This is a genomic window from Raineyella sp. W15-4 (assembly GCF_033170155.1).
GTDB lineage: Bacteria > Actinomycetota > Actinomycetes > Propionibacteriales > Propionibacteriaceae > Raineyella.
In genome coordinates, this window is sequence record NZ_CP137079.1 from 1,167,699 (window position 1) to 1,192,910 (window position 25,212).

Consider the following 25,212-nt stretch of genomic DNA (forward strand, 5'->3'; position numbering starts at 1 on the left):
CTCAACCGTACTCGTTGAGCATGCACAAATCAAGGCTTGCGCATGCTCAACGGTCAGTGTTAGAACAGGACTCCGGGGCATTTTGAGCATGCTCAATGTTGCGTCCCGGTCTCGGCTCGGGCTGCCTCAAGGAGGTGAACGATGTCCAGCTCACGGTCTGGGCGCGGGTGTTCGCGCCTACCTGCCAGGTGTACCGCCGCGCGCAGCCGCGTCGCGGCCCGCCGAAGAGGAGGCCGGAGCATGGCATCGAACGAGGACGCCCGCGCGGCGCGAGAGGCGAAGCTCGACGAGCTGCACGAGAAGCTGACCGGCGCGGTCGAGTCGCTGGTCTCGGGTGACGACTGGCGGCAGGCGCTGGCCTTCGCGGCGCGGTTCCGGTCGCGGTCGTTCAACAACACGATGTTGATCTGGGTGCAGCATGAGGCGGCGTTCGAGGCAGGCCGGGTGCCCGAACCCTTCCCCGCTCTGGTTGCCGGGTATCGGCAGTGGCAGGGGCTGGGGCGGCAGGTGATGAAGGGTCAGCCGGGCTACATGATCTTCGCGCCCGTGACGGGCCGGTTCGCCACCGCGACCCCTGCCGATGCGGGCTCGTGGCGGCGGCTCGGGCCGAGGGAGACGCCGAAGGCCGGCGAGGTGGTGCGCTCGCGGATGGTCGGAGCCCGGCCGGCCTACGTGTGGGATGCCTCCCAGACCGACGGAGAACCATTGCCAGTTCCGCCCGCTCCGACGCTGCTGGAAGGCGAAGCACCCTCGGGGCTGTGGGACGGGCTGGCCGGGCAGATTCGCGGCGCGGGGTTCGAGGTGCTGCGGGTGCCACACGAGGGGATGATCTCCGGCGCGAACGGCATGACCGACTATGAGGAGCGCACGGTAGCGGTGCGGGAGAACATGGACCCTGCTGCGCAGGTCAAGACGCTCGCGCACGAGCTGGCGCACGTGCTGATGCACGATCCCGACGACGAGGAAGCACGTCAGCATCGCGGCATCCGCGAGGTCGAAGCCGAGTCCGTCGCGCTGATGATCGGTGCCGCGCACGGCATGGACACCACCGGGTACACGATCCCGTACGTCTCGACCTGGGCCGCCCGCGTGGACGGCCAAGAGCCCGTCCAGGTGGTGCAGTCCACCGGCGAGCGGGTGCGGAAGACCGCGCTGGCGATCCTCGACCAGCTCGACACGCTCCAGGTCGGCGACGGCACCCCGCCCGGACTCGAACGCGACGCTCCCAGTCCGCGCACCTCCCGTACGGCTGCGAACTCGGTGGAGACCGATCGTCCGCGTGCTGCGTCGGCGCCAGCGCTGGCAGGGCGGAGGCTGTGATGCCCGAAGCATTCGATGTCCTGGCGGCGCTCATTCGCGTGGATCGTTCACCGAGCCTGGGGCTCGCGGCGCGGAGCCTCGCGGCGGCTGGCGTGCCCGTGTTTCCGTGCGTCGTCGAGGGGAAGCGTCCGCTGACCCGCCGTGGGTTCCTCGATGCGAGCAGCGACCCGGAACAGGTTGCCGCGTGGTGGTCGCGCACACCGAACGCGAACATCGGCATCCCGACCGGCGCTCCATCCGGCGTTGTCGTCGTCGATGTCGATGTCCACGGCCCCCACGACGGCCGCGCGGCGTTCCAGCGCGCCACCGACGCGGGGCTCGTCGATGGCGCGGGTCTGCTCGTGCGCACACCCACCGGAGGCGCGCACGTGTACTTCCCGGCGACCCCGGGCCGCGAGCAGCGGTCGTGGCAGGCAGCCACCGCGGGCGTCGACTTCCGGGGCGACGGCGGCTACATCATCGCTCCTCCCTCCCGGCGAATCATCGACGGCAGTGTGTGCCGCTACGAGGTCGCGGACATCGCCGCGCACTCGGTCGGTCATGTGGACGCGGCCCGTCTGCGGGACTTCCTCGACCCGCGCCCCGTCGCTCCACTACGCGCCAGCAGCGGCTCGATGGATGAGGATGCTGAGCGGTTGGCGACGTGGGTCGCTGGGCGGGGTGAGGGCGAGCGGAACCGAGGCCTGTTCTGGGCTGCCTGCCGCCTCGCAGAGAACGGCGTCTCGCCCGCCGAGGCGCTCGATGCGCTGGGTGCTGCGGCACAGTCGGCGGGTCTGGGTGATCGCGAGATCACCACGACCGTGCGCTCCGCCTACCGAGCCACCCAGCCCGCATCCGAAGTGACGCCCGGCGGCCGGAGCCAGAGCGCGGGTCGGTGGTTCGGTCGCTCGGCGAGCCCACCGTCCGCAGCCTTGGGGAGGGCTGGGCTGTGAGGCGTGAATCGGGAGGGCGGCGCTGGGCCGCGATGACGGCGGTCGCGGGGACGGTGTTCATCGCCGCCGGGGCGTTCTGGCTGTCGTTCACGTCGTTGGCCGATCTGGCTGCTCGCTCCGGGATCGGGGCTGGGCAGGCGTGGGCGTGGCCGCTGATCGTGGACGGCATCATCGTCGTCGCCACGGTTGCCGTCGTCGCGCTCGCCGGGCAGCGCTCGGCCTGGTATCCGTGGGCGCTGCTGGTAGGCGGCGCGCTCGTGTCGGTGACGGCGAACGCCATTCATGCTGTCGTCGCCGCGGACGCCGACGTGCCAAGGATGCTCGCGGCCTCGGTCGCCGCGGTGCCGCCCGTCGTGCTGCTGGCCATCACGCACCTGACCGTGATTCTCACCCGCACCACCGACCCCCATGCGGAACCCGCCACTGCCGACTCGTTCTCGACGAACACCGCGGATTCGATGCCTGCGCTGCCGCCTGGCGAGATGGAGGCCAACCGTCGCGATGAGGGTGTGGCGGATCGGCGGGCGCTGGGGTGGGAGCTGCGCGAGGCGGGCTGGTCGAACAAGCGGATCGCCCGCGAACTCGGGGTGCATCCCTCGACCGTGGGCCGCTGGTTCGCCGTCGCGCACCTCACTGACACCACTGACACCGCCGACGAGCGGGAGGAGACGATCCCATGAACACCACTGAGAACCCCCAGCGCAACGATTCCTCGAGGCCCGATCCCGCACGGCTGGTGCCCGAGGAGCCGCGGGAGCGCCCCGAGTCGGTCGAAGTGATGAGTACGCCGGAGGCGGTGCGGGCCGCGCCGGTCGCCCGCGACGACAAGCGGCACGCGCTCGTTCGTGGGCGAGGCGTGGAGTGGGTGCGCCCCACTGACTTGATCGCCCGGCACTCGGCGCACGCGGCCGGGCGGGGTCTCGACTTCCAGGCCGAGCTGGCACGCCGCACCCGCACCCCGCTCGGTGCAGGTGTTCGTCGTCTCGGGGATCGCGCCCGGCGGTTGCCGCCGATCTCGGCGTTCGGGTGCAGCACCGCACCTGCCTCGCAGGTGTCCCGCTCCGGGGTCTCGATGAGTTGACGGTGGTGACAGGTCATGGCTGCGACGGCATCGGCATGCAGGACGCGCTCGTGGGAGCGAGTGCGCACCTGCCTGCCAGGAGGTGCCGACACCATGACCAGACCAACCAGCACCAGCACCGAGCAGACGGCCGACGGGGCTGAGGACTTCACCACCGGCGAGGGCCTGCGTGCCCTGCTCAATCGCCTCGCCGAGGGCGGCGAGGATGCCTGGGTTCACGACCCGGTGGCCCGCGACCTGATGGAGTTCGCCGCCGACAAGTACCGCGCTCTCGCGAGGAAACACAGGCTCGACACCTGGGAAGCGGTGACGGCGGCGTTCGACGCGATGCAGTACCGCTCGACCCGCGAGGCCAACGATCCGTGGGCGATCATCACCCACGCCGTGCGGATCACCTGCGTCTACGAGGAACGCGCCCAAGGCCTGCTCTGCTCGGTGCACCAGGCTCGTCGCGCGCACGTTTCGGCGTTCCACGATCCTGAACGGTTCTCCGAACGCGACACCGCGCTGGCCGACTATCATCCCGCGTTCCACACCACCGACCTGCGTCCCAGCGACCTCGAACCGGAACCGCGCGACAGTCTCGGGTCAGCGCAAGCGTGCATGTCCGCTGGATCGGCGGCCGAGGACGCCATCGCGATGCTGTGCCTGCTCGACTGGCCCGCCGACACCGCACGGGCCGCGGTCGAGCACGTCTGCGGGGCGTTGACGAAAGCCGGCACCCGCCAGTCCGCCTACGAGACGCTGCGCCGCGACCGGCACGCGCGGGCACTGCTCGACCTCCCGCGCCGCTCCTGGGCCGCACTGCTGAAGGCGCTGCTCGGGAACCCGCACCCGGCCTACGTCGCCACCAGCAGCGGTCGCGGCATCCTGCTCCGGCTGCTGCTGGGCGAAACGCTCGACCTACTGCTCCGCGACGACGATCTGATCCTCGCGCTCGCTCTGGCCGCTCCGAGTGGTGGAGGCGGTGAGTCGTCGTGACCGAGCCACAGATCGGCAGCATCCAGCTCGACCGCACCGTCGAGTCGATCCTCGTCGGCACCCGGCACCGCGCCGACCTCGGCGACATCGACGCCCTCGCGGCATCCATCGGGCGCGACGGATTGCTGCAACCACTCACCATCACGATCGACGGCGTACTGGTGTGCGGGGCACGACGCCTGGCCGCGATCAAGAAGCTCGGCTGGCGCACCGTCAACGTGTGGGTGCGCAGCGGCCTGTCCGACCGGCTCGGGCAGCTCCTCGCCGAGCAGGACGACAACATGCTCCACAAGCCCTACACCCAGCTCGAAGCCGCCGGCCTCTACCGCGAGATCAAGCAGGTCATGGCCGAAGACGCCGCCCGTCGCAAGAGCGCGACCCAGTTCAGCAGCGAGAACCAGCCAGGAAACGACGGTGGTGCAAAATTTGCACCACCGTCGAGCGGGCCGCTTGGGAAGGCCCGGGAGCAGGCGGCGGCGATGATTCCGGGTGGCGCGTCGCACACGACGCTGGAGAAGATCGGCTACCTCGAAGACATCGCTGGCAACCCTGCTCTGCCAGAGACTCTGCGCGCCGAGGCCGCCGCCGGGTTGGGTCGGATCGAGGCCGGTGACGCGGTGCATCCGATCTATCAAGCGATCCGCGATGCCGACACCGCTGCGCGGGAGCGGCGCGAGGCAGAGATGCACGCTCGCGCCGAAGCAGCCGTGGCCCAGGCGAAGTCGATCAAGAAGGGCAAGCGCACCCCACCCAAGCCGTTGCCGCTCGTCACCGGCGACGGCCAACCCGTCCGCTACCCGCTTCGCGCGTTCGTGCAGACCTGGGGCGAGCTCACCAACTGGTGGACCCACTACGACGCCGACACACTCGCCGCCGAGTTAACCGACGAGCAGTTCGAGAACTTCCTCACCACCACCGACGGCACCGTCCGGTTCGCCGACGCCCTCCGTGCCGCACGCGAAGACGCGGTGGAGCGGCCACGACTCCGCGCGCTCTGACCGCTGGCATGGGTGTCGGATGTGCACCTGCTCGGCATGAGCCCTGCACCCACCGATCCCCGGAACCGCCGCCGACTCGTCGCCCTCATCGCCGCCGGCATCGTCCTGCTGCTCCTCGCCAGTGTCGGCGTCTACGGACTCCTCACCGGCCCCCGCACCAGCACCAGCACCGATCCCGGCCCGGAGCCTGGCCCGACCACGACGGCACCGCCGACCGTGGCACCGAGCACGCCCCGGACACCACGGGTTCCAGCGGTTCCGCGTTCGGTAGACCCCGAGACCTTCGCTCGCGGCGTCGCGTCCACGCTGTTCGCGTGGGACACCGCCTCGGGGCTGTGGCCGCTGGACTACAGCCCGACGATCCTCGCGGTCGGTGACCCCAGCGGGGACGAACAGGCGGGGCTGGCCTCCGACGTAGCCGTCTACCTGCCGACCCGAGACGCCTGGATCGAGCTGCGGCAATACGCCACCCGCCAACACCTCACCATCGAGGCCGCGTACGTCCCCGACGGCTGGGCCGACGCGGCAGCGCAGGCCCAGCCGGGGCAGCTCGCGGCAGGAACGACGGCCGTCACGATCGAGGGCACCCGCTACCGTGCCGGGGTCTGGAACGGGCAACCGGTCACCAGCGAGCATCCGGTCGCGTTCACCGTGTTCGTCGTCTGCGCCCCGACCTACCCGACCTGTCATCTGCTGCGGCTCTCGCAGCTCGACAACCCGCTGCGCTGAAGGGCTGGCGTCGTGTTCCGCAAAGCCACCATCGCAGCGCTGGCACTGCTGTTCTTCGCCCCCGCCGCCACGCTCCTCGGGATCGGGGTGCTGATGAACCCCGCCGCTGCGTACTGCGCCACACCTGCCGGGAGCGTGAACCTCGGACCGATCCCGGACGCGCTCACCGTGACCACCGCGAACGACGAGACCTTCACGCTGAATCGTCAGCAGCTCACGCACGCGGCCACGATCATCACGGTCGGCAACGGCATCACCAACGTGGGCAGGCCGGGAATCAAGATCGCGCTGATGGCCGCGCTCACCGAGTCCACGCTGCGGATGCTCACCAACACCGGCACCTACCCCGACTCGGCGAACTACCCGAACGACGGCAACGGCGGCGACCACGACTCCCTCGGCCTGTTCCAGATGCGCCCCCAATCCGGGTGGGGCACCGTCGCCGAGTTGATGGACCCGAACTATCAGGCGCAGGCGTTCTTCGGCGGGCCGACCGGCCCGAACTACCCCTCGCCGCGCGGGCTGCTCGACATCCCCGGCTGGCAACAGATGGACCCTGGCGAAGCCGCCCAAGCCGTCGAGGTCTCCGCCTTCCCCGACGGCTACCGCAACTACGCGCCCGTCGCCGACAGCATCCTCGCCGCCCTCACCACAGGCGGCGGTGCCGCTAGCGGCGCGGGCGGCCCGGCGGTCTTGTCGTCGCGGGTGGTGTTCCCGCTGCCCGAGGGCACCTGGGTGCTGACCTCGCCGTTCGGGATGCGAGTGCACCCGATCACGGGCGAACGGAAGATGCACACCGGCACCGACTTCGCCGCGCCCGACGGCACGCCGATCCTCGCCGCCGCGGATGGCACCGTGACCGTCGCGGAGTTCTCCGGTGGGTACGGCGGCCTCATCGTCATCGAGCACACCATCGACGGCCAGACCGTCGCCACGGCCTACGCGCACATGTGGCAGAGCGGCATCCACGTCCGTCCCGGTGACCGCGTGAACGCAGGGCAGCACATCGGCGATGTCGGCTCCTCGGGCATGAGCACCGGCGCACATCTGCACTTCGAGGTCCGGCCCGGCGGCACGAACGGGGAAGCCATCGACGCCGCCGCCTGGCTCAATGAGCACGGGGCTGCGAACCTGCCGACAGCGACCAGCGGATCACCCGCCGCCTGCAACAACACCACTGCGGGCACGCCGACCGGCGTCGATGGAGACCCCGACCGGCTCGTCGACGATCCCACCAGCTCGGGCAAGATCACCGCCCGCATGCTCCACCTCTACCAGCAGACCCTCGCAGCGTTCCCCGACACCGGCTGGGGCTGCTACTCACCACGCCCCGGCACCAAGTCCGAGCATCCCCTCGGCAGGGCTTGCGACATCACCTTCGGCAACCGCATCGGCCAGCGACCCACCCCGGCACAACTCGACGCCGGCTGGAAGGTCACCAACTGGATGAAGGACAACGCCGACGTGCTCGGCGTCGAGTACCTGATCTGGCAAGGCCAAATCTGGTCCGTCGCCCGCGACGCCGAGGGCTGGCGGCCATACAACGGCGGAGGCATGCACGACCCCGCCTCCATCACCGGCGGCCACTACGACCACCTCCACCTCACCGTCAAGGCAGGGTGACCTGCAATGGGTGTCTTCCCCGACTTCGACGGACTCGGCGGCATCGGCGACCTCCGCGCCGTGGTCGGCGCGCTCCTGACGTTCGTCCTGATCGTGGCCGTCCTCATGCTCATCGTCTCCGCGATCGTCTGGGCGATCGCGACGGCCCACGGAAACTACGCGACCGCCAGCAAAGGCCGCATCGGTGTCCTCGTCTCCGTCGGCGCGGCCGTCCTCGCCGGAGGCGGCGTGGCCTGGATGAACTGGCTACTCACAGTCGGTTCAAGTTTGTAGCTGCGGCTTCGCGGTCATCGGTCTGATTCCTCCGCGTCGGCGCTCGCTGTCTCGCACTGGTCGAGCAGGCGCGCGAGGTAACTGTATGCCGCGAGGCGCTCCATCGCTTCCTGCTCGGACAGTTCGGTGCGCGTGTGCGTCGTCACGTTGCGGACCGTGAGGTTCAGACCAGTGGCCAGCGCGTTGAGGGCCTTAGCGAGCGGTTCAAGACCGCCGCGCATGCTCTTCACCGTCTTGTCATCCGACCCTCCCGGCCAGGTGAGCTTCGGCTTGCCCGGTTCAGGAGCGCCCGACGATAACGTCTGCTGCCAGAAGACCGTGTCATCGACATCGTTCCGGCCGAGACGTTCCTTCCAGTGGACCGTGAGGCCTTCGGCTGCTTCACGAACTGCAACTCGGTACTGATGCGTCGTCCAATGGGCGGAAGCACCAGCCCAGACCACGGGGTGAAACTGTGCGGGAGCGAAGGTCGGAAGGTCAGAGTCGGTACGTGACTCGGCGTCGACGATCATCGCGTCGAGCCTGCCCTTGACGTTGGCGGTCGTAGTCCGAATATCCCGAGGCGCGATGGGGGCCTTGGGCGCAGACATAAATGACCAGTTAGAGATCGGGTCGATCGCTCCGAGACCAGCGATCCCAATGTAGGCACCGGTCACTGACACAGCGCTCGCCGCCAGGCCAGCAGCCTCCGCGACACCGAGTTCGAGCCGTTGAACCTCGCTCTGGTCCTGGCCTTCCTTTGTCCACACAGTAGGAAAGAGGCCGCGCGCCGACATGTGATCCGACTCAACCTGAGTGCTCATCCAGGCGTCGAACGCTTCCTCGAACTTCTCAACAGCGGCACGCAACCGCTGGAGGTAATCCACCCCGTACTGACTCATGTTCCTTGCACCTCTCGTCCGGCGGTCCCGTGCGGGCGAGCGACGCACAGATACTCCAAGGCTACGGGCGGCCACCGACAGGGACGGCGACGAGCGCGCACCTGTCGCGTGTACCCCGTCTGCGAGTTCGTGGGCGGGCCGCCCGTCGCCAAGGAGACCTACCGTGTTCGATCTGCTCGCCAACGTCATGTCCGCGCCGCTGCTGGTGCCAATGGACATCAACATCGACCCCAACACCAACGGCCTGCCGGGGATCAACCAACTGCGCACCATCGTCGGCGCGGTGATGACCATCGGCCTCATCCTGTCCGTGCTCGCGCTGATCGTGTCCGCGATCGTGTGGGGCTTCGGCGCGAACTCCTCCAACCCACACCTCGCCTCGCGCGGGAAGATCGGCGTCCTCGTCTCCTGCGGCGCTGCGGTGATCTGCGGCTCGAGCGTGACGCTCATCAACTTCTTCTGGAACGTCGGCCAGTCCGTCTGACCCGCCCCATCGTCGTCGAGAGCTGGTGTTCGTGATGGGCGTGTGCGACGTTCCCGTGATCTCCTCGGTGTGCGATGCCGTCGGCGAAGGAGCCGCGTCGTTGGTCGCGGCCCCGTTCGACTGGCTCGCGCAGGCGATGGGTGCCGCCGCCGGGTGGCTGTTCGAGGCGGTCTGGTCGGTCTTCGACACCACGACGCTGGTGGATGTCACCAAGCCCGGCTACATCGCCGTCTACAACCTGCTGTTCGGCATCGCCGTCTTCGTGATGCTGATCTTCTTCTGCCTCCAACTCATCACCGGGCTGATCCGCCGCGACCCCACCGCCCTGACCCGCGCCGCGCTCGGCCTGGCGAAGTCCGTCCTCGGATCGTTTGTCGTCATCACGCTCACGGCACTGCTGCTGGAAGTCGTCGATCAACTGTGCATCGGGATCGTGCAAGCCGCCGGAGAGACCACCGAGTCGATGGGCGACAAGATCGCCCTCCTCGCCGCAGGGCTGGTCGGCATCAACATCGCCGCTCCCGGTGTCGGCGCCATCATCACGATCTTCATGGCTGGCCTCGCGATCACCGCCGCCGCGATCGTGTGGCTGTCCCTCCTCGTCCGGAAAGCGCTCCTGCTGGTGGCGGTCGTGTTCGCGCCGCTCGCGTTCAGCGGTGCCTCGTGGGACGCCTCGCGGGGGTGGATCGGGAAGTGGGCGATGTTCGTCGTCGCGCTGATCTGCTCCAAGCTCGTGCTCGTCGTGATGTTCCTCGTCGCGATCACCCAGGTCTCCGCACCGATCGACGCCGACCTCGCCTCGGTCAGCGATCCCATCGCGGGGATCGTGCTGATGGCGATGGCCGCGTTCGCCCCGTATCTCACGTACAAGTTCATCGCGTTCGTCGGGTTCGACATGTACCACGCGATCGGCTCCGAGCAGGACGCCAAGAGCGCACTCAACCGCCCGATCCCCGTCCCGACCAAGCCGCAAGGAGGCGGCGATCGGAAGAAGGTGCTCGACGGGAGCAGCAGTGGCGGCGGGAACGCGGGCGGAGGCTCCGGTGGAGGAAGTAGCACACCGCCACCGCCGAAGACCCCGGCACCGGCACCCGCCGCGGGTGGTGGAGGTGCCGCCGCAGGCGGGGGCGGCGCGGCCGCGGCCGGCCCCGTGGCCGCAGGGGTGGTGGTCGGGGCGAGTGTCGCCAAGGGTGCCGCGACCGCCGGGCCGAAGGCCGGAACGGCGCTGGGAACCCAGGGCGAGCACGCCGCCGACGCAGCCGCGCAGACAACGCCACCGCCCGCCGCCTCACCTGCGGCACCGCCGTCAATCTCGGCACCACGACCGCCGAGCACCGACCCGTCACCGCCGCCGAAGCAGCCCCCGCCGCCCGCGCCACGCCCACCAAAGGAGTAGATGATGAGCAGCACGAACCAGGACCGGCCCACTGCGGGTGAACTCGTGCCGGTGAAGTTCTCCCGCCTCACCCGCCGCGGCGTCCTCCTCGGCCTGTCGCTGACCCAGCTCATCACACTCGCCATCGGCGGAGCCACACTCATCGGCGCGTTCTACGCCGGAGGTGGGATGCTGCTCGCCTACAGTGCCCCGATCTGGGTACTCGCCGCCGCGCTGACTTGGATACCGATCGCGGGCCGGCCGATCGTGGAGTGGCTGCCCATCGCCTGCTGGTGGCTGTGGCGTACCACCGGCGGACAACTGCTGTACCGGCGCAGGATCGTCGTCCCGCGCCCCGTCGGCACCCTCGCACTGCCCGGCGACATGGCGCGACTGCGCGAGTACACCGACCCCGACACCGGAGCGGGGATGATCCACGACCCCCACGCCGCCACGTTGACCGTGGTGTGCGAGGTCACCCATCCCGCGTTCGTGCTCCTCGATCCCGGCGAGCAGGAACGCCGCGTCAGCTCCTGGGGCCGGGTGCTGGCCACCGTCTGCCGCTCCGGGCGGATCGCGACTCTTCAGGTCTTGGAGCGGACTCTGCCGGACTCCGGCACCGGACTGGCCGAATGGTGGGCCACCCACGGCACCCCGGACGGATCATGGGCGGCCGACACCTACGCAGAACTCATCGACCGTGCCGGACCCGCCGGCGAACGCCACGCCACCACCCTCTCGCTGTCACTGGACATGAAGACCAGCGCTCGGCAGATCAGGACCGCGGGCGCCGGGATGCGCGGTGCTGCCGCCGTGCTGCGCCAAGAGATGAACACTCTCATCGCGGCGCTTCGCTCCGCCGACCTCTCGCCGTCGGGATGGCTGACACCAGGGCACATCGCGGTGATGCTGCGTTCCGCCTACGACCCAGCGATCGCCGCCACGCTGGAACGGCACGGCAGGCTCGGCCAGTCCCTCGCGACCGCAGGGCCGGTTGCGGTCACCGAGACCTGGGGCAAGCTGCGCACCGACTCCGCCCACCACGCGGTGCTCTGGGTCAGCGAGTGGCCCAGGTCGCTCGTCTATCCGGGATTCCTGTCGCCCGTGCTGCTGTCCACCGGCATCCAGCGGTCGTTCTCGCTGATCTGCACCCCGATGCGCTCCGATGCCGCTGCTCGCGACATCCGCAGGAAGAAGGTCGAGCACATCTCCGACCAGGCCCAGCGCGCGAAGATCGGCCAGATCGAGGACGCCTCGCAGACCGCCGAGTATCACGACGTGCTCCAGCAAGAAGCCGACCTCACCGCCGGCCACGGCATCCTCCGCTACACCGGCCTCATCGCCGTCTCTGCGCCCACCGGCGAAGAGCTCGATGCCGCCGTCGCCGCGATCGAGCAGGCCGCGATCCAAGCCTCCTGTGAGACGCGGCTGCTCGTCGGCCAGCAAGCCGCCGCCTTCACCGCCGCCGCGCTCCCGCTCTGCCGGCGGGTCTGAGTTCAGCCTTCAGGGCTGACGAGGATCGTGGCTGATGGATCGACATCGGGTGCCCAAGCAAGGGTCGGCAGGTCAGCGCTTTCCAGTCCCGCGAGTTCGAGCGCAGCCTGTCCCGACAGATGCGAAGAGATGATGGACTGCCCGTTTGCGACTGCCGCGTAGAACTGTGCGGCGTAGTTGATCGCATCGGCGTCTTCGATGCTGTCGGCCATCCCGATCGCGAACGGCACGACTCGAGCCACCAGGTCGTCGATCTGGGCTGCGGAGCGACACGAGTTCAGCAGGACGAGGAGCGGAGGATCGTCGGTTGCGCTGATCGCGCGTGCGAAGGCTAGCGCCGTCACGATCACTCCCTCGTGGGGTTCGTCTGCTTCATCCTCAAAGACGATCAGGTCGTCGTTGCTGTGGCCCGAGAAGTGGACCACGTGAGGACGGAACTTCGTGATGCCGTCCAGTAGGTCAGCCGTAGTTGCTGCTGGCCGCACATCGAGTTCGATCTGGTCACGGTGCAAAGCCGACTCGACCGCTGCCCGGATGCGCTTCTGCTCCCTTCCAACGCGGAGGTCACCTTCGGCCGAAGCACCCAGCATGAGCACTCGGAGCTTCTCCGGCTTGGGCGCTGGGAGCTGACGCAGCGCGTGACTGACGGCTACCTCGGCACCGCTGATCCGCGATTCAAGCTGGGCACGTTCAGCCGCCGCCCGCCGGTCGGCACGCTGCTGCTCGCTCTTTCGGCGTCTCTCGGCGGCATCGGCCTCCGACTGTTCGGCACGGGAGAGCTTGGTCTGTAGCGCGGCCTCGTCCTTCGCGTAGCCGGCTGCCCGGGTCTGCCAGCGGCTGGCCTCCTTGCCCGCAGTCTCCGCTTCCTTCTCGCGGCGCTCGGCGTCCCGCAACTTGCTGCTGCGGGTGGAACTGCTCGTCGTCTTTGCGGCAGCCTGCCGCGCCTTGGCGGCATCGGCTCGCTTCGAGGACTCCTTCGACCGGTACTCACCCGCCTTCTTGTCCGCGTCGATCCGCTGTTTGCGCTTGCGGTCAAGCTGTCCTCGGTACTGACTTGCGCTCACTCTGTCGGGCTCCTGCCTCGTTTGCCCTCGTGTCATCTACAACGCTAGGCCGCACCACCGACATTTTCCGTTCGCTGGTGCGCACCTCCCCGTCATACGGCACCAGGAGGTCACCATGCCTACGTTCTTCGATTCGACTGCCGACGCCGCCGAGGCGTCCGAAGCCTTGCGCGGCCTCGCGCACGCGAGCCGGGGCTTCGATCAGCCCGCCGAGATGTACGGGGTGATCGGTGATCTGTCCTCGGGCATGCGCTCGCTGCGGCAGGCGCTCGACCAGATCGCCGATGTTCACGAGCGCAAGGCCGCGCACGCGTTCAACGACGCCGGAAGCCACGAGGCAGGCGTGCGGGAGGCGCTCGCTGCTGCGGAAGAGTTGCGTCAGGCCGCGAACCTCGTTAACCGGGCCCACGACCGGCTCGCGGAAGGCTTCATCGCCGCGGGGCGGATCGCCTGGCACCCCGAGCCCGCCGTCGAGGAGGTCATGCCGTCGCGGTGGGTCAGCGTGGTGTTCCTCCAGGGCGAGGAGGCCGACCGGCCGTTGCACATCCTGGGCGAGCTGGGACACGTGGATGCGGTGGACTTCCTCGCGCAGTGGGACTACGGCGACGAGACCACGCAGGCCGCGCTGGAGAACGGGTATGTCTACGACAAGCCCGGCGAGGGCACCAACGATCGGGTTGCGCTCTCGGGCGACTACGCGCTGGTCGTCAACCCGCATATCGGCTACGTCTCGCTGCTGCGCCGCTACACCGAACCAGAGGCCGAGCCCCAGGATGCCGAGCTGGTCGAACCGGCTCCGGTGCAGCCGGGGCCGGAGCTTCTGGTGTCGTACTCGTCGCCGGGCGCTCCGAAGCGAGCCGACCCGCCGACCCCGAAGCGGGATGGGTCGTGGTTCGAGCCGGCCAAGATCACGGCGGTCAAGCAGTCGCGGGGGCTGGTGCGGTGACCGAGGATCGCGCGCGGCTGCATACCGCTGTCCTGGTGGCACCGTCGAAGGAGCGGCGGAAGCTCCGCAAGCAGCGCCGCAAGGCCGAGGCCCGACTCCACGCCGAGCAGCGAAGGACCGCGCTCGCCGCCGCGAAGGCAAAGGCCGAGGAGGAGCGTGCCGAGCGCCGCGCGACGGTCTACCTGCCGAAGGCAGGCGAGTCCGGCGCTGCGCGGCTGCGCACTCCGGGCCGGTTCCATCTGACGCGGCATCAGGACACGTCGGCGACGCTGGCGGGTGCGTACCCGTTCGTCGCCGAGGGCGGTCTCGGCGCCGATGGCGTGTTCGTCGGCCAAGACCTCTACTCGGGCGGGAGTTTCGTCTACGACCCGTGGGTGCTCTACGCACGCGGCATCATCACCGCACCCAACGTGGTGCTGGCCGGGATCGTCGGCTCCGGCAAGTCATCGCTGGCCAAGTCCCTCTACACGCGCTCGCTACCGTTCGGACGGCGCGTATACGTGCCCGGCGACCCGAAGGGCGAACACACCGCCGTCGCCAACGCCGTCGGTGGACGTGCCATCGTCCTCGGTCACGGACTCAACACTCGCCTGAATCCGCTCGATGAAGGCCACCGGCCCAGCGGTCTCTCGGATGAGCAATGGGCGTCCACTGTCGCAGCCCGACGGCGTGACCTGATCGGCGCACTCGCGGAGACCGTGCTCGCGCGGGGATTGTCGCCGTTGGAGCACACCGCGATCGACATCGCCCTGACCCAGACCGTGCGGGAGAACGATGTGCCGATCCTGCCGATGGTCGTTGACCGCATCCTCGCCCCGAGCGCGGATGCCGACGGCCGGTTGGCCGAGGACGGCAGGCTCGTCGGCCACGCGCTGCGCCGTCTCGTGGCCGGCGACCTGGCCGGACTGTTCGACGGGCCTTCGACGGTCGCGTTCGACCCGTCGCTGCCGATGATCTCGCTCGACCTCTCGCGCGTCACCGAGAACTCGACGCTCATTTCGGTGTTGATGACGTGCTCGTCGGCGTGGATGGAGTCCGCGCTGCTCGACCCGAACGGTGGACAGCGGTGGGTGATCTACGACGAGGCCTGGCGGCTCATGTCCCATCCAGCGCTGCTGCGGCGGATGGATGCGCACTGGCGACTCGCGCGGCACTACGGGATCGCGAACATGCTGATCTTCCACAAGCTCACCGACCTCGACAACGTGGGCGACCAAGGCTCAGCCATGCGCTCCCTGGCGAACTCACTACTCGCGAACGCGGAAACGCGGATCGTGTACCGGCAGGAGTCCGACCAGCTCGGACCGACCGCGACCGCCCTCGGTCTGACCGGCACGGAGCAGCAGCTCTTGCCGAACCTTGGCGTCGGCCAAGGGCTGTGGCGGATCAAGGCCAGGAGCTTCGTCTGCCAGCACCAACTCCACCCCGACGAACTCGCCCTGTTCGACACCAGCAGCCGCGCCGCAGGAGGACACCGATGAACCTCACCGGCCCGCGCCGATCCACCCCGAACGAAGACGATGCCACGGCTCCCGTCGAGCTGCCGCACGTCCTCGTCACCGTCGCTGCAGACGGCACCCTCACCGCCACGGTCGATGGAACACCGTTCGCGTCGCCGGACGCGGGCGACTGGACGCGCGCGACGTTCGGGCCGCTCATGGATGCCATCACCAACGACCGCACCATCGCAGTCCGAGTCGAGGTGCGCGAGAACGACGGCAGCGTCTTCACCGACATCCTCCGCACCCGCAAACCCCGACGCGCAGTCGCACCGTCCGAGACCCCTGCGCCGGAAACTCGTCGAAGTCGCCACGCCCGACGGGTGCCGCGCTTGGCTGAGGTCACCGCGGGCGGGTTCGTGCCTGGCGAGGATGTCGCTGTCGCGACGATCGTCTCCCACACCGACGCTACCGGGACCGGCGAAGCCCGGACGCTCATCGACCTCGACGACCTACCCGACGGCACACACGAGGTGATCCTGTTCGGGCGCATCTCGGGCACGCTCGCGGTGCGGCGGCTGACATGAACCAGCGGCAGGCCGGGGGCATGGGCGACGAACTCACCAATGCCGCCCTCATTGGGCTGATCGGCATGTTCGGGATCGCCCTCGTTCTCCGCGCCGGTGGCAGTGTCGCCGCGTTCCTCACCGGCACACCCCAGCCAGACGCCGGCGCAGCGGCGGGACTCGCCGTGCTGTTCAACCCCGGCGACCCGGCAACCGCGCTCGGTGCCGACGGTCTCAACCCGGTCGCCTACTGGCTCGTCAGCGCGGCACTGCTCGGCGGACTCGCCACCGGGATCGTCTGGGTGTGGATCGTGCTGCGCCGCCACACGCGGAAGACCGAGACCGACCCGCACCGCCTTGCCGGGATCGCGACCAGCCATGAAGTCAAGACCGCAGCATCCGCGAAGGCACTGCTGCACCGCGCGGCCACACTGCGCCCCTCCTTGGAATCACCAGCCCCGCAGGATGTCGGCTACCTCCTCGGTGCCAGTCGCGGGACGGAGGTCTGGGCATCTGTCGAAGACTCGATCCTGCTGATCGGCCCACCCCGCTCAGGCAAGGGCCTACATGTCGTCATCAACGCGATCCTCGACGCACCCGGAGCGGTCGTCACCACCAGCACCAGGCCCGACAACCTCACCGCGACCCTCCGCGCCCGACGCCGCAGGGGCGGACCGGTCGCGGTGTTCGACCCGCAACACCTCGCCGAAGGCATCCCCGCCGGGCTGCGCTGGTCGCCCATTCGCGGCTGTGACGATCCGCTGACCGCGATGATCCGCGCTAACGGCCTCGCAGCCGCCACAGGACTCAGCGCCGGAGGGGTCGAGTCCGGCGGGTTCTGGGAAGGCAAAACCCGCACCGCACTCCAAAGCCTGCTGCATGCCGCCGCGCTCGACGGCCGCCAGCCAGCCGAGCTGTTCAGATGGACCCTCGACCCCAGCGCCGCGTCCGAAGCCGTCGCCATCCTCAACTCACACCCGAACGCGGCGATGGGCTGGGACGACTCCCTGGCCGCGATGATCGACGCCGACCCCAAGACCCGCGACAGCATCTGGCAAGGCGTCTCCCTCGCACTGGCCGCACTGGCCGACCCGCGCGTGCTCGATGCCGTCACGCCAGGCCCGCACGAGCACTTCGACCCCGAGACCTTCCTCACCGAACAAGGCACCCTGTACCTGCTCGCCACCGGAGCAGGAGCAGGAGCCTCGGCATCGCTGGTCGCGGCGTTCGTCGAAGACCTCATCGAAACCGCCCGCCGACTTGCCGCCCGCTCGCCCGGAGCACGGCTCGACCCGCCGCTACTGCTCGCGCTCGACGAGATCGGGAATCTCGCACCGCTGCCGTCACTGCCGACGCTCATGGCCGAAGGCGGTGGCACCGGGATCACGACCATGCCGGTCTTGCAGTCCCTCGCACAGGCTCGCGACAGGTGGAGTGAACACCAGGCCGGCGCGATCTGGGACGCTAGCATCGTCAAGATCATCCTCGGCGGCGCATCCAACAGCCGCGACCTCCAAGACCTCTCCACGCTCATCGGAGAGCGCGACGAGTACACCGACAGCGTGACACTCGGCGACCACGGCACCCGCTCCAACCAGCGCTCGATCCGCCGCGTCCCGATCCTGCCGCCAGACCGCATCCGCACCCTGCCATTCGGCACCGGCATTGCGATGCTGCGCTCCGCGCCGCCCATCGTCACCGACCTCCGCGCCTGGCCGACTCGCCCCGATGCCGCGCAACTCCGCAGCGACCGCGACGAACTCGAAACACTGCTGCGCCACCGCCCCGTCACCTGACGCTGCGTCTGGGTGCCGAAGCGCACCTGCCTGACACAGCGGCCACACACGGCTGGTCGCCCGAGTTCAGGAGGACGCCATCATGGCCATTCGTACCCACCAGTCCATCTCCGGCTTTGTCGCCTCGGACCCGCAGCTCAGCTACACCGACCGCGGCGACGCACGGCTCTACATGAAGGTCGGCATCGAGCATTACCGCAAGGAGCCCGACAACTCCTTCACGCAACTGGAGACGACGTTCCACGACCTCATTGCGTATCGCGGTGCTGCCGAGCAGGGAGCCGAGCGGCTCGCCAAGGGCGACAACATCATCGCCGACGGACGGGTGCGCGACTACTCCTACGAGCGCAACGGCCAGCGGTACGAGGGCGAGGAGTTCATCGCGACGCGCATCGGACACGACCTCGCCCGCACCCGCTACGAGGTGGATCGCAGCGAACGCACTTCCGGCCGAGACGCCGCGGCGTTCACCGGACCTCAGCAGGCCGCGCCGTCCACCGCGGCTGCCATCGGAATGTGAGCGATCCCGCCATGAGCGATCAGTTCCACCCTGAGCACGACGACATGCCACCCGAGGCAGGTCTCGCGTCCCCGCGTTTCGACGTGCCCGAGCCGCCGCATCCGGTCAACTGGAATCTGCTGACCGCCAACGATCTCGAAGCCGAGTTGCTCGAACTGAACCGTTGGGTGGACTGGCTTCGCCACACCTACGGACTTCCGGCCAGCGTCGTTCCGCCCTACTGGCACCGTCACCCCGAGCTCCTCTGGGAACTGTCGGCGCTGCACCTGCACTGGCTGTGCGCATACGACCCCGAGCAGAATGGGTCGGCACCGCTCGGCTGGCACCGCGACTTCGCCGATGCCCGTGCCCGCCTTCGTGATTGGGTGTCGGCCTGCGGTACGCGGCTCGACCGAGACCGCCCGACTCGCCAGACGAGCTGGCCCGGTGAAGACCCCACTCAGCCCATCGAGGACTCACCGATCACGGATCGCGACGAAGACTTCGTTCGGTTCGTGATCGACATGGTGGATGCGCGCCAGGAAGCAGAGGATGCCTTCTTCGCGGGCATCGACCCGGAGACGGGCGAGGTGTGAATCGTGGCGCGCCGCTATGAACGGAAGACCGGGCAGCGTCAACAGAGCGAGCGCGAGCTGACGATCCGCGCCGAGTTCCACGAGCCGCCCGACCTGGACAAGCTCTGCGAGCTGCTGATCCGCCTGGCGCTCCAACAGTCGGGAGCGTGCCGTTCGGAGGGATCGACGCGACCGAAGCGCCCTCGTGCCTCCGCGAGCGCGTCGTCGTAGAATGGAGGCATCCGTCGCGGATGGCGGATGTTGTGGTCCTAGCGCTTCGCCGCCACGGCGAGGCAAAGTAAACGTGGCCGACTCGGCCTAGTCCTACAGCCTTCGGGCTCTTCTCACGATCAACATCCGCTCTCACAAGTCCGCGTCGGCAGGACCAGTGACTGTGGAGAAGAGCCATGACGATCATCGACGCGGACCGAACCGCGATAGACAGCCTCGTAGCGCCCACCCCGTTCCCCGGATCATTCGCCGTCTCCTACCTACGGGTCTCCACGAAGGAGCAGGCGGAGAAGGGCGGCCAGGCGGAGGGCTTCTCGATCCCGGCCCAGCGCGAGGCGAACCAGCGCAAGGCCGACCAGCTCGGAGCAACGATCATCGAGGAGTTCGTCGACGCGGGCGAGTCCGCGCGCAAGGCCGACCGGCCCGAACTGATGCGGATGATCCAGTACGTCGCGAAGCACAAGACGAACTACTGCATCGTCCACAAGGTCGACCGGCTCGCCCGCAACCGAGCCGACGACGTGACCATCCACCTCGCCCTCAAGGACGCCGGCGTCACGCTGGTGTCGGCCACGGAGAACATCGACGAGACCCCGTCCGGGATGCTGCTGCACGGCATCATGTCCTCGATCGCGGAGTTCTACTCCCGCAACCTCGCCACCGAGGTCGTCAAGGGTCTGTCGCAGAAGGCCGCGCAGGGCGGCACCGTGACGAAGGCACCCATCGGCTACCGCAACGTCGGCGTGCGCGACGAGTTCGGGCGGGAAGTACGCACCGTCGAGATCGACGAGGAGCGAGCCCCGTTGGTGCGGTGGGCGTTCCAGGTGTTCGCATCCGGCGACTGGACGACGAGCCAGCTTCACCAGGAGCTCGTAGCGCGCGGGCTCACGACAGCGGCGTCGCCGCGGCGACCGTCCCGACCCATCGGGAAGTCGTCGGTGCATCGGATGCTGACGAACCCGTACTACAAGGGCAGCGTCCGCTACCAGGGCGTGACCTATGCCGGAGCGCACGAGGCCATCGTCCCCAACGAGGTGTGGGACCAGGTGCAGACCGTGCTCGGCACGCACCGCTCGGCAGCAGATGCAACGCAAGTCCACGAGCACTACTTGAAGGGGACGGTGTTCTGCGGCCAGTGCGGCTCGCGGCTACTGGTGTGCAACGCCAAGAGCAGCCAGGGCACGATCTACCCGTACTTCGTGTGCGCGAGCAGGCATGGTGGCAGAGGCGACTGCACCCGGCAGGCGATGCTCATCGAGCAGGTCGAACGGCTCATCGAGCGCTTCTATGCCAAGGTGCAGCTCGATCCCGAGACGACGCAGGCGGTCTCGGCGATGATCCATGCCCGGTTCGACGAGATGATGGCCGAAGGAGCCGCCGAACTTGCCGACCTCGCGTCCCGGAGAACCCAACTCGAAGGCGAGCAGCAGAAGTTGCTGCAAGCCCACTACGCCGGAGCCATCCCGCTCGACCTGCTCAAGAAGGAGCAGGACCGGATCACCGCGTCGTTGGAGACCATCGAGCACCGGATCACCGCTCACCACGGCCACTATGCCGACGCGCGGGCGAACCTCGACGACTCGCTGAAACTGCTGTCCAACGCAGCCGACCTCTACGAGCACGCCGACGACGCGAACCGCCGACTGTGCAACCAAGCACTGTTCAGGGCGATCTACATCGACGAGGACAACGACGTGCGCGTCGGCTACCGGAACCCGTATGACGGACTGAGCCTCTCCGGCCTCCACGCCGACGCCCTGAGCTGGGCCGCCGAGGCGAAGAAAATGGGCCAGGCGCGAACCGCGACCAAGGGTGGCCCCTTGGTCGCAAGTTCACACCTGACCCGTTTGGGGTGAGTAACGGGGCTCGAACCCGCGACATCCTGGACCACAACCAGGTGCTCTACCAGCTGAGCTATACCCACCATCGTCGCCAGAGGTTTCCCTTCCGGGCGAACCTGAGCAGTATAGCCAAGTCCGGATGACGTACGCCAATCGGCGTCATTCGGTCGATCTGCGGAGTGAGCCCCGGTTCGGGATCGGAGGGCCGTCGCCCCCGACGCGGGGCCCGTACGCGCACACGACGTCACTCGGCGTCGGCGGCCACGCTCTCGTCGACGTCCTCGGCGGTGCCGTTCTCGGACAGGCCGGTGAGGCTGCCGCGGTGCTTGCGGGCGATCCGCTTCAGTGCGGTCGTGTCCGGGCCTGGCTGGTGGACGAAGACCGCCTCGCGGTAGTAGCGCAGCTCCTCGATCGACTCCTGGATGTCGGCCAGGGCCCGGTGGTTCCCGTTCTTGGCCGGGGCGTGGTAGTAGGTCTTGGGGTACCAGCGCCGCGACAGCTCCTTGATCGAGGACACGTCGACGTTGCGGTAGTGGACGTACGCCTCGAGCTCCGGCATGTCCTTGGCCAGGAACGCCCGGTCGGTGCCGATGGTGTTGCCGGCCAGCGGGGCCTTGCGGGGCTCCTTCACGTACTGGCGGAGGTAGGCCAGCACCTGCTGTTCGGCCTCGGCCATGGTCAGCCCACCGTCCAGCTCGGGCAGCAGGCCGGACTTGGTGTGCATCTGGCGGACGAAGTCACCCATGTGCGCCAAGGCCTCCGCGGAGGGCTTGATCACCACGTCGACGCCGTCGCCGAGGACGTTGAGTTCCTCGTCCGTGACGAGTGCGGCCACCTCGATCAGCTCGTCATGGGCCAGGTCCAGGCCCGTCATCTCGCAGTCGATCCACACCAGTTCGTTCGTCACGCGTCGATCCTAATCCGGACGTGTCCGGCCGGGCTTCGGGTGGCCCAGGGTGGGCGGTGGCGGGGAGGAGCGCCCGGTGGCGTCGTACGGCGCGGGCTGTGGCGAGGGGACCGTGGCGTGGCACGAACCCTTGAGCGCGCCTCACCCACCACCGCACTCTGGGTTTAGGTCACCCTAACTAGTGAGCGTTTAGGCTACCCTAACTAGTAAGCTCGAGGTGGCCCGGACGAAGGGACGGTGCGGTGATCGTCTGTCAGTGCAAGGTCGTGACGGATCGGGACATCCGGGCTGCCGTCGACCGGGGTGCCCGGACCATGGCCCAGGTGTGCCGGGTCACCGGGGCCGGCACCGAGTGCGGCCGTTGTGTCTTCACAGTGCGGCGCCTGCTGTGCGAGCATGGTGAGATCGTCCACGCGTCGCTCCCGGAGGTCGACAGTGAAGCCAGTTAGTCCCCGGGTGATCGAGCTGCTGAACGCCGGCCTCACGCTCGAACTCACCGTGATCAACACCTACTTCCTCAACGCCCGGATGCTCGACAACTGGGGGTTGCCGCGCCTCGGGCAGGTCTTCTACGACCTGTCGATCGCCGAGATGAAGGATGCCGACGAGTTCATCCAGCGGATCCTGATGTTCGACGGCCATCCCAATGTGCAGAAGCTCGGCGCCATCCAGGTGGGGGAGGACCCCGAGGAGGTGCTCCGCCTGGCGTACGACGGGGAGCAGGAGGCGATTGCCCTGTTCAACGCCGGTGCCGAGGAGTGTCATGCCCTCGGCGACCATGCGACCGCCCTGTACTTCGAGACCGGCGCCCGCGACGAGGAGCGGCACGCCGATTGGCTCGAGGGCCAGATCGACGCCATCGCCCGCGTCGGCGCCCAGAACTACCTCGCCCAGCATCTCGACCCGTCGTCCGGGCCGGCCTGACCCGCGACGAGCCGGGAGCCCCGGAGACCGGAGTCCCGATCGTGCGATGACACCGGCCGGGCCTGCCCGTTACCCCCGAGACGCCGAGAGGGCCCGAGCCGATGGCTCGGGCCCTCTTCCGGTCGTCCGGTCCGTTGTCTCGTCCGGTCCGCTATCGGGGTCTCGTCCGGTCCGCTATCGGGCGGCTCCGCCGATCGGGTCGGCCCCCGCGCCGGAGCTGGTCCCACTCGCCTTCGCAGCGGCTCGGTTGGCCTGCTCCTGCAGGGCCGAGTGCAGGCGCAGTTCCGGCACGCGGAAGAACCAGGTCAGCACGAAGGCGACCAGCAGCACACCCATGGCGACCCAGTAGATGGTGATCGCCGAGGTGTTGAACCCGAGCAGGAACGGCCGGGTCAGCCGCGGGTCGGCGCCGTTGAGGAACGAGGTGTCGGAGGTACTGGTGTCGGTGGAGGCATTGACCGTCGACCCCTGACCGGCGATCCCGTCGATGATCACCGGGACCGCCCGATCCACCACCGCGCGACGCTGAGTCTCGTTGCTGTAGTCGACCTCCACCCGGCCGTTCACCACGGTCGCGCCGGCCTTGGCCGCGACCTGCTGGAGGATGGCCTGCTTGGCCGCCTCGTTCGGCGCGTGCGCGGTCGCCTGGGTGGCGGCCTGGTCGAGCTGGGTCTGCACGTTGTCCTCGATCGGGGTGACGATCGGGGTCCAGATCTGGCTCATCGCCCCGGCATTCTGCGGCGCCTGGGCGACCGCCGGCGTCATCGCGGCGTCGAGAGCGCTGGTGAGCACGTCCTTGTCCTGCATGGCCGTACGGATGTTGCCGGGCATGGCGGAGAACAGCACCGAGAGCAGGATGGCCGTGCCCAGGGTGCCGCCGATCTGCCGGAAGAACGTGGCCGAGGAGGTGGCCACACCCATGTCGGTCGGCGCCACCGAGTTCTGGCTGGCGAGGACCAGGCTCTGCATCAGCTGACCGAGACCCAGACCGATGATCGCCATGCCGCCGGCGACGAACAAGAACTGGCTGTCGACGGTGATGAAGGTGAGATAGAAGAAGCCACCGGCGACCAGCGCGGTGCCGAGGACGGGGAACAGCCGGTATCTGCCGGTCCGGGAGATCAGCTGCCCGGAGACGATCGAGGCCACCATCAGACCGCCGATCATCGGGAGGGTGGCGAAGCCGGACTCGGTCGGCGACATCCCCATCACGATCTGCAGGTAGAGCGGCAGGGTCATCATCGCGCCGAACATGCCGAAGCCCACCAGGGCACCGAGGACGGTGGCCATCGAGAACACGCCGGAGCGGAAGATCCGCAGTGGGATGATCGCGTCGCGACCCATGTGGTTCTCGATGATCAGGAAGGCGACGATGCCGACCAGCCCGACGACGATGCAGGTGATGGACGCCGCGGAGGTCCAGCCCCACGTACGACCCTGCTCGGCGACCAGCAGCAGCGGGACGAGCGCGACGACGACCGAGGTGGCGCCCCACCAGTCGATCCGGACGCGATGGTGCTCGAATCGGGGCAGGTGCAGGAAGGCGAGCACCATGGCCAGGGCGACCAGGCCGATCGGCACGTTGACCAGGAACACCCAGCGCCAGCCGGCGATCCAGGCGATCGTCGCGGTGCCGGCGAACAGGCCGCCGACCAACGGGCCGATGACGGCCGAGACGCCGAAGACGGCGAGGAAGTAGCCCTGATACTTGGCCCGCTCCCGCGGGGCCAGCATGTCGCCCATGATCGCCAGCGGCAGCGACATCAGGCCGCCGGCGCCGATCCCCTGGAAGGCACGGAACGCGGCCAGCAGGTACATCGAGGTGGAGAACGACGACAGCAGCGAGCCGAGGATGAAGACGGTGATGGAGAAGATGTAGAGCGGCCGGCGGCCGAAGACGTCGGACAGCTTGCCGTAGATCGGGGTGGCGATCGTCGAGGTGATGAGGTACGCGGTGGTCACCCAGGCCTGCTTGTCGAGGCCGTGCAGGTCGTCGCCGATGGTACGGATCGCCGTGCCGACGATCGTCTGGTCGAGCGACGACAGGAACATGCCGGCCATCAGTCCGTAGATGACCAGCATGATCTGCTGGTGGGACATGACCGGGCGGGGCGCCGTCGCCGCGCTGGCGCGGGGTGCGGCCGGCTCGGATTCGAGCATGGCGGACACAGAGTCTCCTTGCTTTCCTTGTGGTGCGGATCGCTGCGTGGCCGGTCCGGGTCCGGTCCGGGGTCCCGTCCTGCTGGAGGCCGG

The 25,212-nt window shown here is 68.7% G+C and carries 26 protein-coding genes and 1 tRNA gene; 22 read left to right on the forward strand and 5 right to left on the reverse strand.

Annotated features, from left to right (window positions below; genetic code table 11):
- The first annotated feature begins 240 nt into the window (after positions 1-240).
- The 9 genes from R0145_RS05450 to R0145_RS05495 all read left to right on the forward strand — a co-directional run bounded on the left by R0145_RS05450 (position 241) and on the right by R0145_RS05495 (position 7,937).
- Positions 241-1,320, forward strand: coding sequence for an ImmA/IrrE family metallo-endopeptidase (locus R0145_RS05450; protein ID WP_317839373.1), 1,080 nt, complete (start codon positions 241-243; stop codon positions 1,318-1,320).
- Positions 1,320-2,252: a bifunctional DNA primase/polymerase gene (locus R0145_RS05455; protein WP_013601298.1), complete on the forward strand. Its 933-nt coding sequence runs from the start codon at positions 1,320-1,322 to the stop codon at positions 2,250-2,252. Before R0145_RS05450 ends, R0145_RS05455 begins: the two co-directional genes overlap by 1 nt.
- A 32-nt stretch (positions 2,253-2,284) precedes the next feature.
- Positions 2,285-2,932: a DUF2637 domain-containing protein gene (locus tag R0145_RS05460; protein ID WP_013601299.1), complete on the forward strand. Its 648-nt coding sequence runs from the start codon at positions 2,285-2,287 to the stop codon at positions 2,930-2,932.
- Positions 2,929-3,333: a hypothetical protein gene (locus tag R0145_RS05465; protein WP_317839374.1), complete on the forward strand. Its 405-nt coding sequence runs from the start codon at positions 2,929-2,931 to the stop codon at positions 3,331-3,333. The genes R0145_RS05460 and R0145_RS05465 overlap by 4 nt, the downstream gene beginning before the upstream one ends.
- Before the next feature lie 93 nt (positions 3,334-3,426).
- On the forward strand, positions 3,427-4,314 hold the full coding sequence (locus R0145_RS05470) for a hypothetical protein (RefSeq protein ID WP_026926274.1): 888 nt from the start codon (positions 3,427-3,429) through the stop codon (positions 4,312-4,314).
- The gene (locus R0145_RS05475) at positions 4,311-5,312 is read left to right on the forward strand and encodes a ParB N-terminal domain-containing protein (RefSeq protein WP_077684803.1); all 1,002 of its coding nucleotides are present in this window, start codon (positions 4,311-4,313) and stop codon (positions 5,310-5,312) included. Before R0145_RS05470 ends, R0145_RS05475 begins: the two co-directional genes overlap by 4 nt.
- Before the next feature lie 36 nt (positions 5,313-5,348).
- Complete coding sequence (locus R0145_RS05480; protein WP_026926272.1) at positions 5,349-6,041, forward strand: hypothetical protein; 693 nt, start codon at positions 5,349-5,351, stop codon at positions 6,039-6,041.
- Between the two features lie 12 nt (positions 6,042-6,053).
- Positions 6,054-7,664, forward strand: a complete 1,611-nt coding sequence (locus R0145_RS18370) for a M23 family metallopeptidase (protein ID WP_026926271.1) — start codon at positions 6,054-6,056, stop codon at positions 7,662-7,664.
- A gap of 6 nt (positions 7,665-7,670) precedes the next feature.
- Positions 7,671-7,937, forward strand: a complete 267-nt coding sequence (locus tag R0145_RS05495; RefSeq protein ID WP_026926270.1) for a DUF6112 family protein — start codon at positions 7,671-7,673, stop codon at positions 7,935-7,937.
- A gap of 14 nt (positions 7,938-7,951) precedes the next feature.
- Here R0145_RS05495 and R0145_RS05500 read toward each other — a convergent pair whose 3' ends face one another.
- Positions 7,952-8,818 carry a TIGR02391 family protein gene (locus R0145_RS05500; RefSeq protein WP_026926269.1) on the reverse strand — a complete coding sequence of 289 codons (867 nt, stop codon included), beginning with the start codon at positions 8,816-8,818 and terminating at the stop codon, positions 7,952-7,954.
- A 187-nt stretch (positions 8,819-9,005) separates the two neighbouring features.
- Between R0145_RS05500 and R0145_RS05505 the strand changes: the two genes are divergently transcribed.
- From R0145_RS05505 to R0145_RS05515, 3 genes are read left to right on the forward strand one after another with little or no spacing between them, the layout of a single operon-like run.
- The gene (locus tag R0145_RS05505) at positions 9,006-9,302 is read left to right on the forward strand and encodes a DUF6112 family protein (RefSeq protein ID WP_206080060.1); all 297 of its coding nucleotides are present in this window, start codon (positions 9,006-9,008) and stop codon (positions 9,300-9,302) included.
- Between the two features lie 34 nt (positions 9,303-9,336).
- Positions 9,337-10,698, forward strand: coding sequence for a hypothetical protein (locus R0145_RS05510; RefSeq protein ID WP_026926267.1), 1,362 nt, complete (start codon positions 9,337-9,339; stop codon positions 10,696-10,698).
- A 3-nt stretch (positions 10,699-10,701) separates the two neighbouring features.
- Entirely contained in the window at positions 10,702-12,171 is a 1,470-nt protein-coding gene (locus tag R0145_RS05515; RefSeq protein ID WP_026926266.1) for a PrgI family protein, read from the forward strand.
- 2 nt (positions 12,172-12,173) lie between these two features.
- On the opposite strand, the gene R0145_RS05520 is transcribed toward R0145_RS05515, so the two are convergent.
- Entirely contained in the window at positions 12,174-13,235 is a 1,062-nt protein-coding gene (locus R0145_RS05520) for a hypothetical protein (protein ID WP_026926265.1), read from the reverse strand.
- Positions 13,236-13,350: 115 nt separating this feature from the next.
- Here R0145_RS05520 and R0145_RS05525 point away from each other — a divergent pair, with 115 nt between their 5' ends.
- The 8 genes from R0145_RS05525 to R0145_RS05560 all read left to right on the forward strand — a co-directional run bounded on the left by R0145_RS05525 (position 13,351) and on the right by R0145_RS05560 (position 21,143).
- Positions 13,351-14,181 carry a hypothetical protein gene (locus tag R0145_RS05525; protein ID WP_317839376.1) on the forward strand — a complete coding sequence of 277 codons (831 nt, stop codon included), beginning with the start codon at positions 13,351-13,353 and terminating at the stop codon, positions 14,179-14,181.
- A complete protein-coding gene (locus R0145_RS05530; protein WP_026926263.1) occupies positions 14,178-15,662 on the forward strand; it encodes an ATP-binding protein in 1,485 nt (494 codons plus the stop codon). The genes R0145_RS05525 and R0145_RS05530 overlap by 4 nt, the downstream gene beginning before the upstream one ends.
- Positions 15,659-16,207 (forward strand): hypothetical protein, encoded by a 549-nt coding sequence (locus tag R0145_RS05535; protein WP_026926262.1) that lies wholly within the window; start codon positions 15,659-15,661, stop codon positions 16,205-16,207. Before R0145_RS05530 ends, R0145_RS05535 begins: the two co-directional genes overlap by 4 nt.
- The gene (locus R0145_RS05540; RefSeq protein ID WP_026926261.1) at positions 16,204-17,982 is read left to right on the forward strand and encodes a type IV secretory system conjugative DNA transfer family protein; all 1,779 of its coding nucleotides are present in this window, start codon (positions 16,204-16,206) and stop codon (positions 17,980-17,982) included. Before R0145_RS05535 ends, R0145_RS05540 begins: the two co-directional genes overlap by 4 nt.
- An 82-nt stretch (positions 17,983-18,064) precedes the next feature.
- Positions 18,065-18,502: a single-stranded DNA-binding protein gene (locus R0145_RS05545; RefSeq protein WP_026926260.1), complete on the forward strand. Its 438-nt coding sequence runs from the start codon at positions 18,065-18,067 to the stop codon at positions 18,500-18,502.
- Entirely contained in the window at positions 18,499-19,077 is a 579-nt protein-coding gene (locus R0145_RS05550) for a hypothetical protein (protein WP_026926259.1), read from the forward strand. The genes R0145_RS05545 and R0145_RS05550 overlap by 4 nt, the downstream gene beginning before the upstream one ends.
- A gap of 3 nt (positions 19,078-19,080) precedes the next feature.
- Positions 19,081-19,287 (forward strand): hypothetical protein, encoded by a 207-nt coding sequence (locus R0145_RS05555; protein WP_026926258.1) that lies wholly within the window; start codon positions 19,081-19,083, stop codon positions 19,285-19,287.
- A gap of 176 nt (positions 19,288-19,463) precedes the next feature.
- On the forward strand, positions 19,464-21,143 hold the full coding sequence (locus R0145_RS05560; RefSeq protein ID WP_026926257.1) for a recombinase family protein: 1,680 nt from the start codon (positions 19,464-19,466) through the stop codon (positions 21,141-21,143).
- Here R0145_RS05560 and R0145_RS05565 read toward each other — a convergent pair.
- Together R0145_RS05565 and orn are read right to left on the reverse strand one after the other, a co-directional pair.
- Positions 21,136-21,211: transfer RNA gene (locus R0145_RS05565), tRNA-His, on the reverse strand. The genes R0145_RS05560 and R0145_RS05565 overlap by 8 nt on opposite strands.
- Before the next feature lie 161 nt (positions 21,212-21,372).
- Complete coding sequence (gene orn / locus R0145_RS05570) at positions 21,373-22,035, reverse strand: oligoribonuclease (protein WP_317839377.1); 663 nt, start codon at positions 22,033-22,035, stop codon at positions 21,373-21,375.
- Between the two features lie 242 nt (positions 22,036-22,277).
- On the opposite strand from orn, the gene R0145_RS05575 reads away from it, so the two are divergent.
- Together R0145_RS05575 and bfr are read left to right on the forward strand one after the other, a co-directional pair.
- A complete protein-coding gene (locus R0145_RS05575) occupies positions 22,278-22,484 on the forward strand; it encodes a (2Fe-2S)-binding protein (protein ID WP_317839378.1) in 207 nt (68 codons plus the stop codon).
- A 7-nt stretch (positions 22,485-22,491) separates the two neighbouring features.
- The gene (gene bfr, locus R0145_RS05580; RefSeq protein ID WP_317839379.1) at positions 22,492-22,959 is read left to right on the forward strand and encodes a bacterioferritin; all 468 of its coding nucleotides are present in this window, start codon (positions 22,492-22,494) and stop codon (positions 22,957-22,959) included.
- Positions 22,960-23,133: 174 nt separating this feature from the next.
- Here bfr and R0145_RS05585 read toward each other — a convergent pair whose 3' ends face one another.
- Positions 23,134-25,119, reverse strand: a complete 1,986-nt coding sequence (locus R0145_RS05585; protein WP_317840153.1) for an MDR family MFS transporter — start codon at positions 25,117-25,119, stop codon at positions 23,134-23,136.
- Positions 25,120-25,212 lie beyond the last annotated feature (93 nt).

Bases quoted from the DNA above. Each gene is read 5' to 3' on its own strand.
- R0145_RS05450 (WP_317839373.1), top strand. From the start codon at position 241: ATGGCATCGAACGAGGACGCCCGCGCGGCGCGAGAGGCGAAGCTCGAC.
- R0145_RS05455 (WP_013601298.1), top strand. From the start codon at position 1,320: ATGCCCGAAGCATTCGATGTCCTGGCGGCGCTCATTCGCGTGGATCGT.
- R0145_RS05460 (WP_013601299.1), top strand. From the start codon at position 2,285: ATGACGGCGGTCGCGGGGACGGTGTTCATCGCCGCCGGGGCGTTCTGG.
- R0145_RS05465 (WP_317839374.1), top strand. From the start codon at position 2,929: ATGAACACCACTGAGAACCCCCAGCGCAACGATTCCTCGAGGCCCGAT.
- R0145_RS05470 (WP_026926274.1), top strand. From the start codon at position 3,427: ATGACCAGACCAACCAGCACCAGCACCGAGCAGACGGCCGACGGGGCT.
- R0145_RS05480 (WP_026926272.1), top strand. From the start codon at position 5,349: ATGAGCCCTGCACCCACCGATCCCCGGAACCGCCGCCGACTCGTCGCC.
- R0145_RS05495 (WP_026926270.1), top strand. From the start codon at position 7,671: ATGGGTGTCTTCCCCGACTTCGACGGACTCGGCGGCATCGGCGACCTC.
- R0145_RS05500 (WP_026926269.1), bottom strand. From the start codon at position 8,818: ATGAGTCAGTACGGGGTGGATTACCTCCAGCGGTTGCGTGCCGCTGTT.
- R0145_RS05505 (WP_206080060.1), top strand. From the start codon at position 9,006: ATGTCCGCGCCGCTGCTGGTGCCAATGGACATCAACATCGACCCCAAC.
- R0145_RS05510 (WP_026926267.1), top strand. From the start codon at position 9,337: ATGGGCGTGTGCGACGTTCCCGTGATCTCCTCGGTGTGCGATGCCGTC.
- R0145_RS05515 (WP_026926266.1), top strand. From the start codon at position 10,702: ATGAGCAGCACGAACCAGGACCGGCCCACTGCGGGTGAACTCGTGCCG.
- R0145_RS05525 (WP_317839376.1), top strand. From the start codon at position 13,351: ATGCCTACGTTCTTCGATTCGACTGCCGACGCCGCCGAGGCGTCCGAA.
- R0145_RS05535 (WP_026926262.1), top strand. From the start codon at position 15,659: ATGAACCTCACCGGCCCGCGCCGATCCACCCCGAACGAAGACGATGCC.
- R0145_RS05540 (WP_026926261.1), top strand. From the start codon at position 16,204: ATGAACCAGCGGCAGGCCGGGGGCATGGGCGACGAACTCACCAATGCC.
- R0145_RS05545 (WP_026926260.1), top strand. From the start codon at position 18,065: ATGGCCATTCGTACCCACCAGTCCATCTCCGGCTTTGTCGCCTCGGAC.
- R0145_RS05560 (WP_026926257.1), top strand. From the start codon at position 19,464: ATGACGATCATCGACGCGGACCGAACCGCGATAGACAGCCTCGTAGCG.
- R0145_RS05585 (WP_317840153.1), bottom strand. From the start codon at position 25,119: ATGCTCGAATCCGAGCCGGCCGCACCCCGCGCCAGCGCGGCGACGGCG.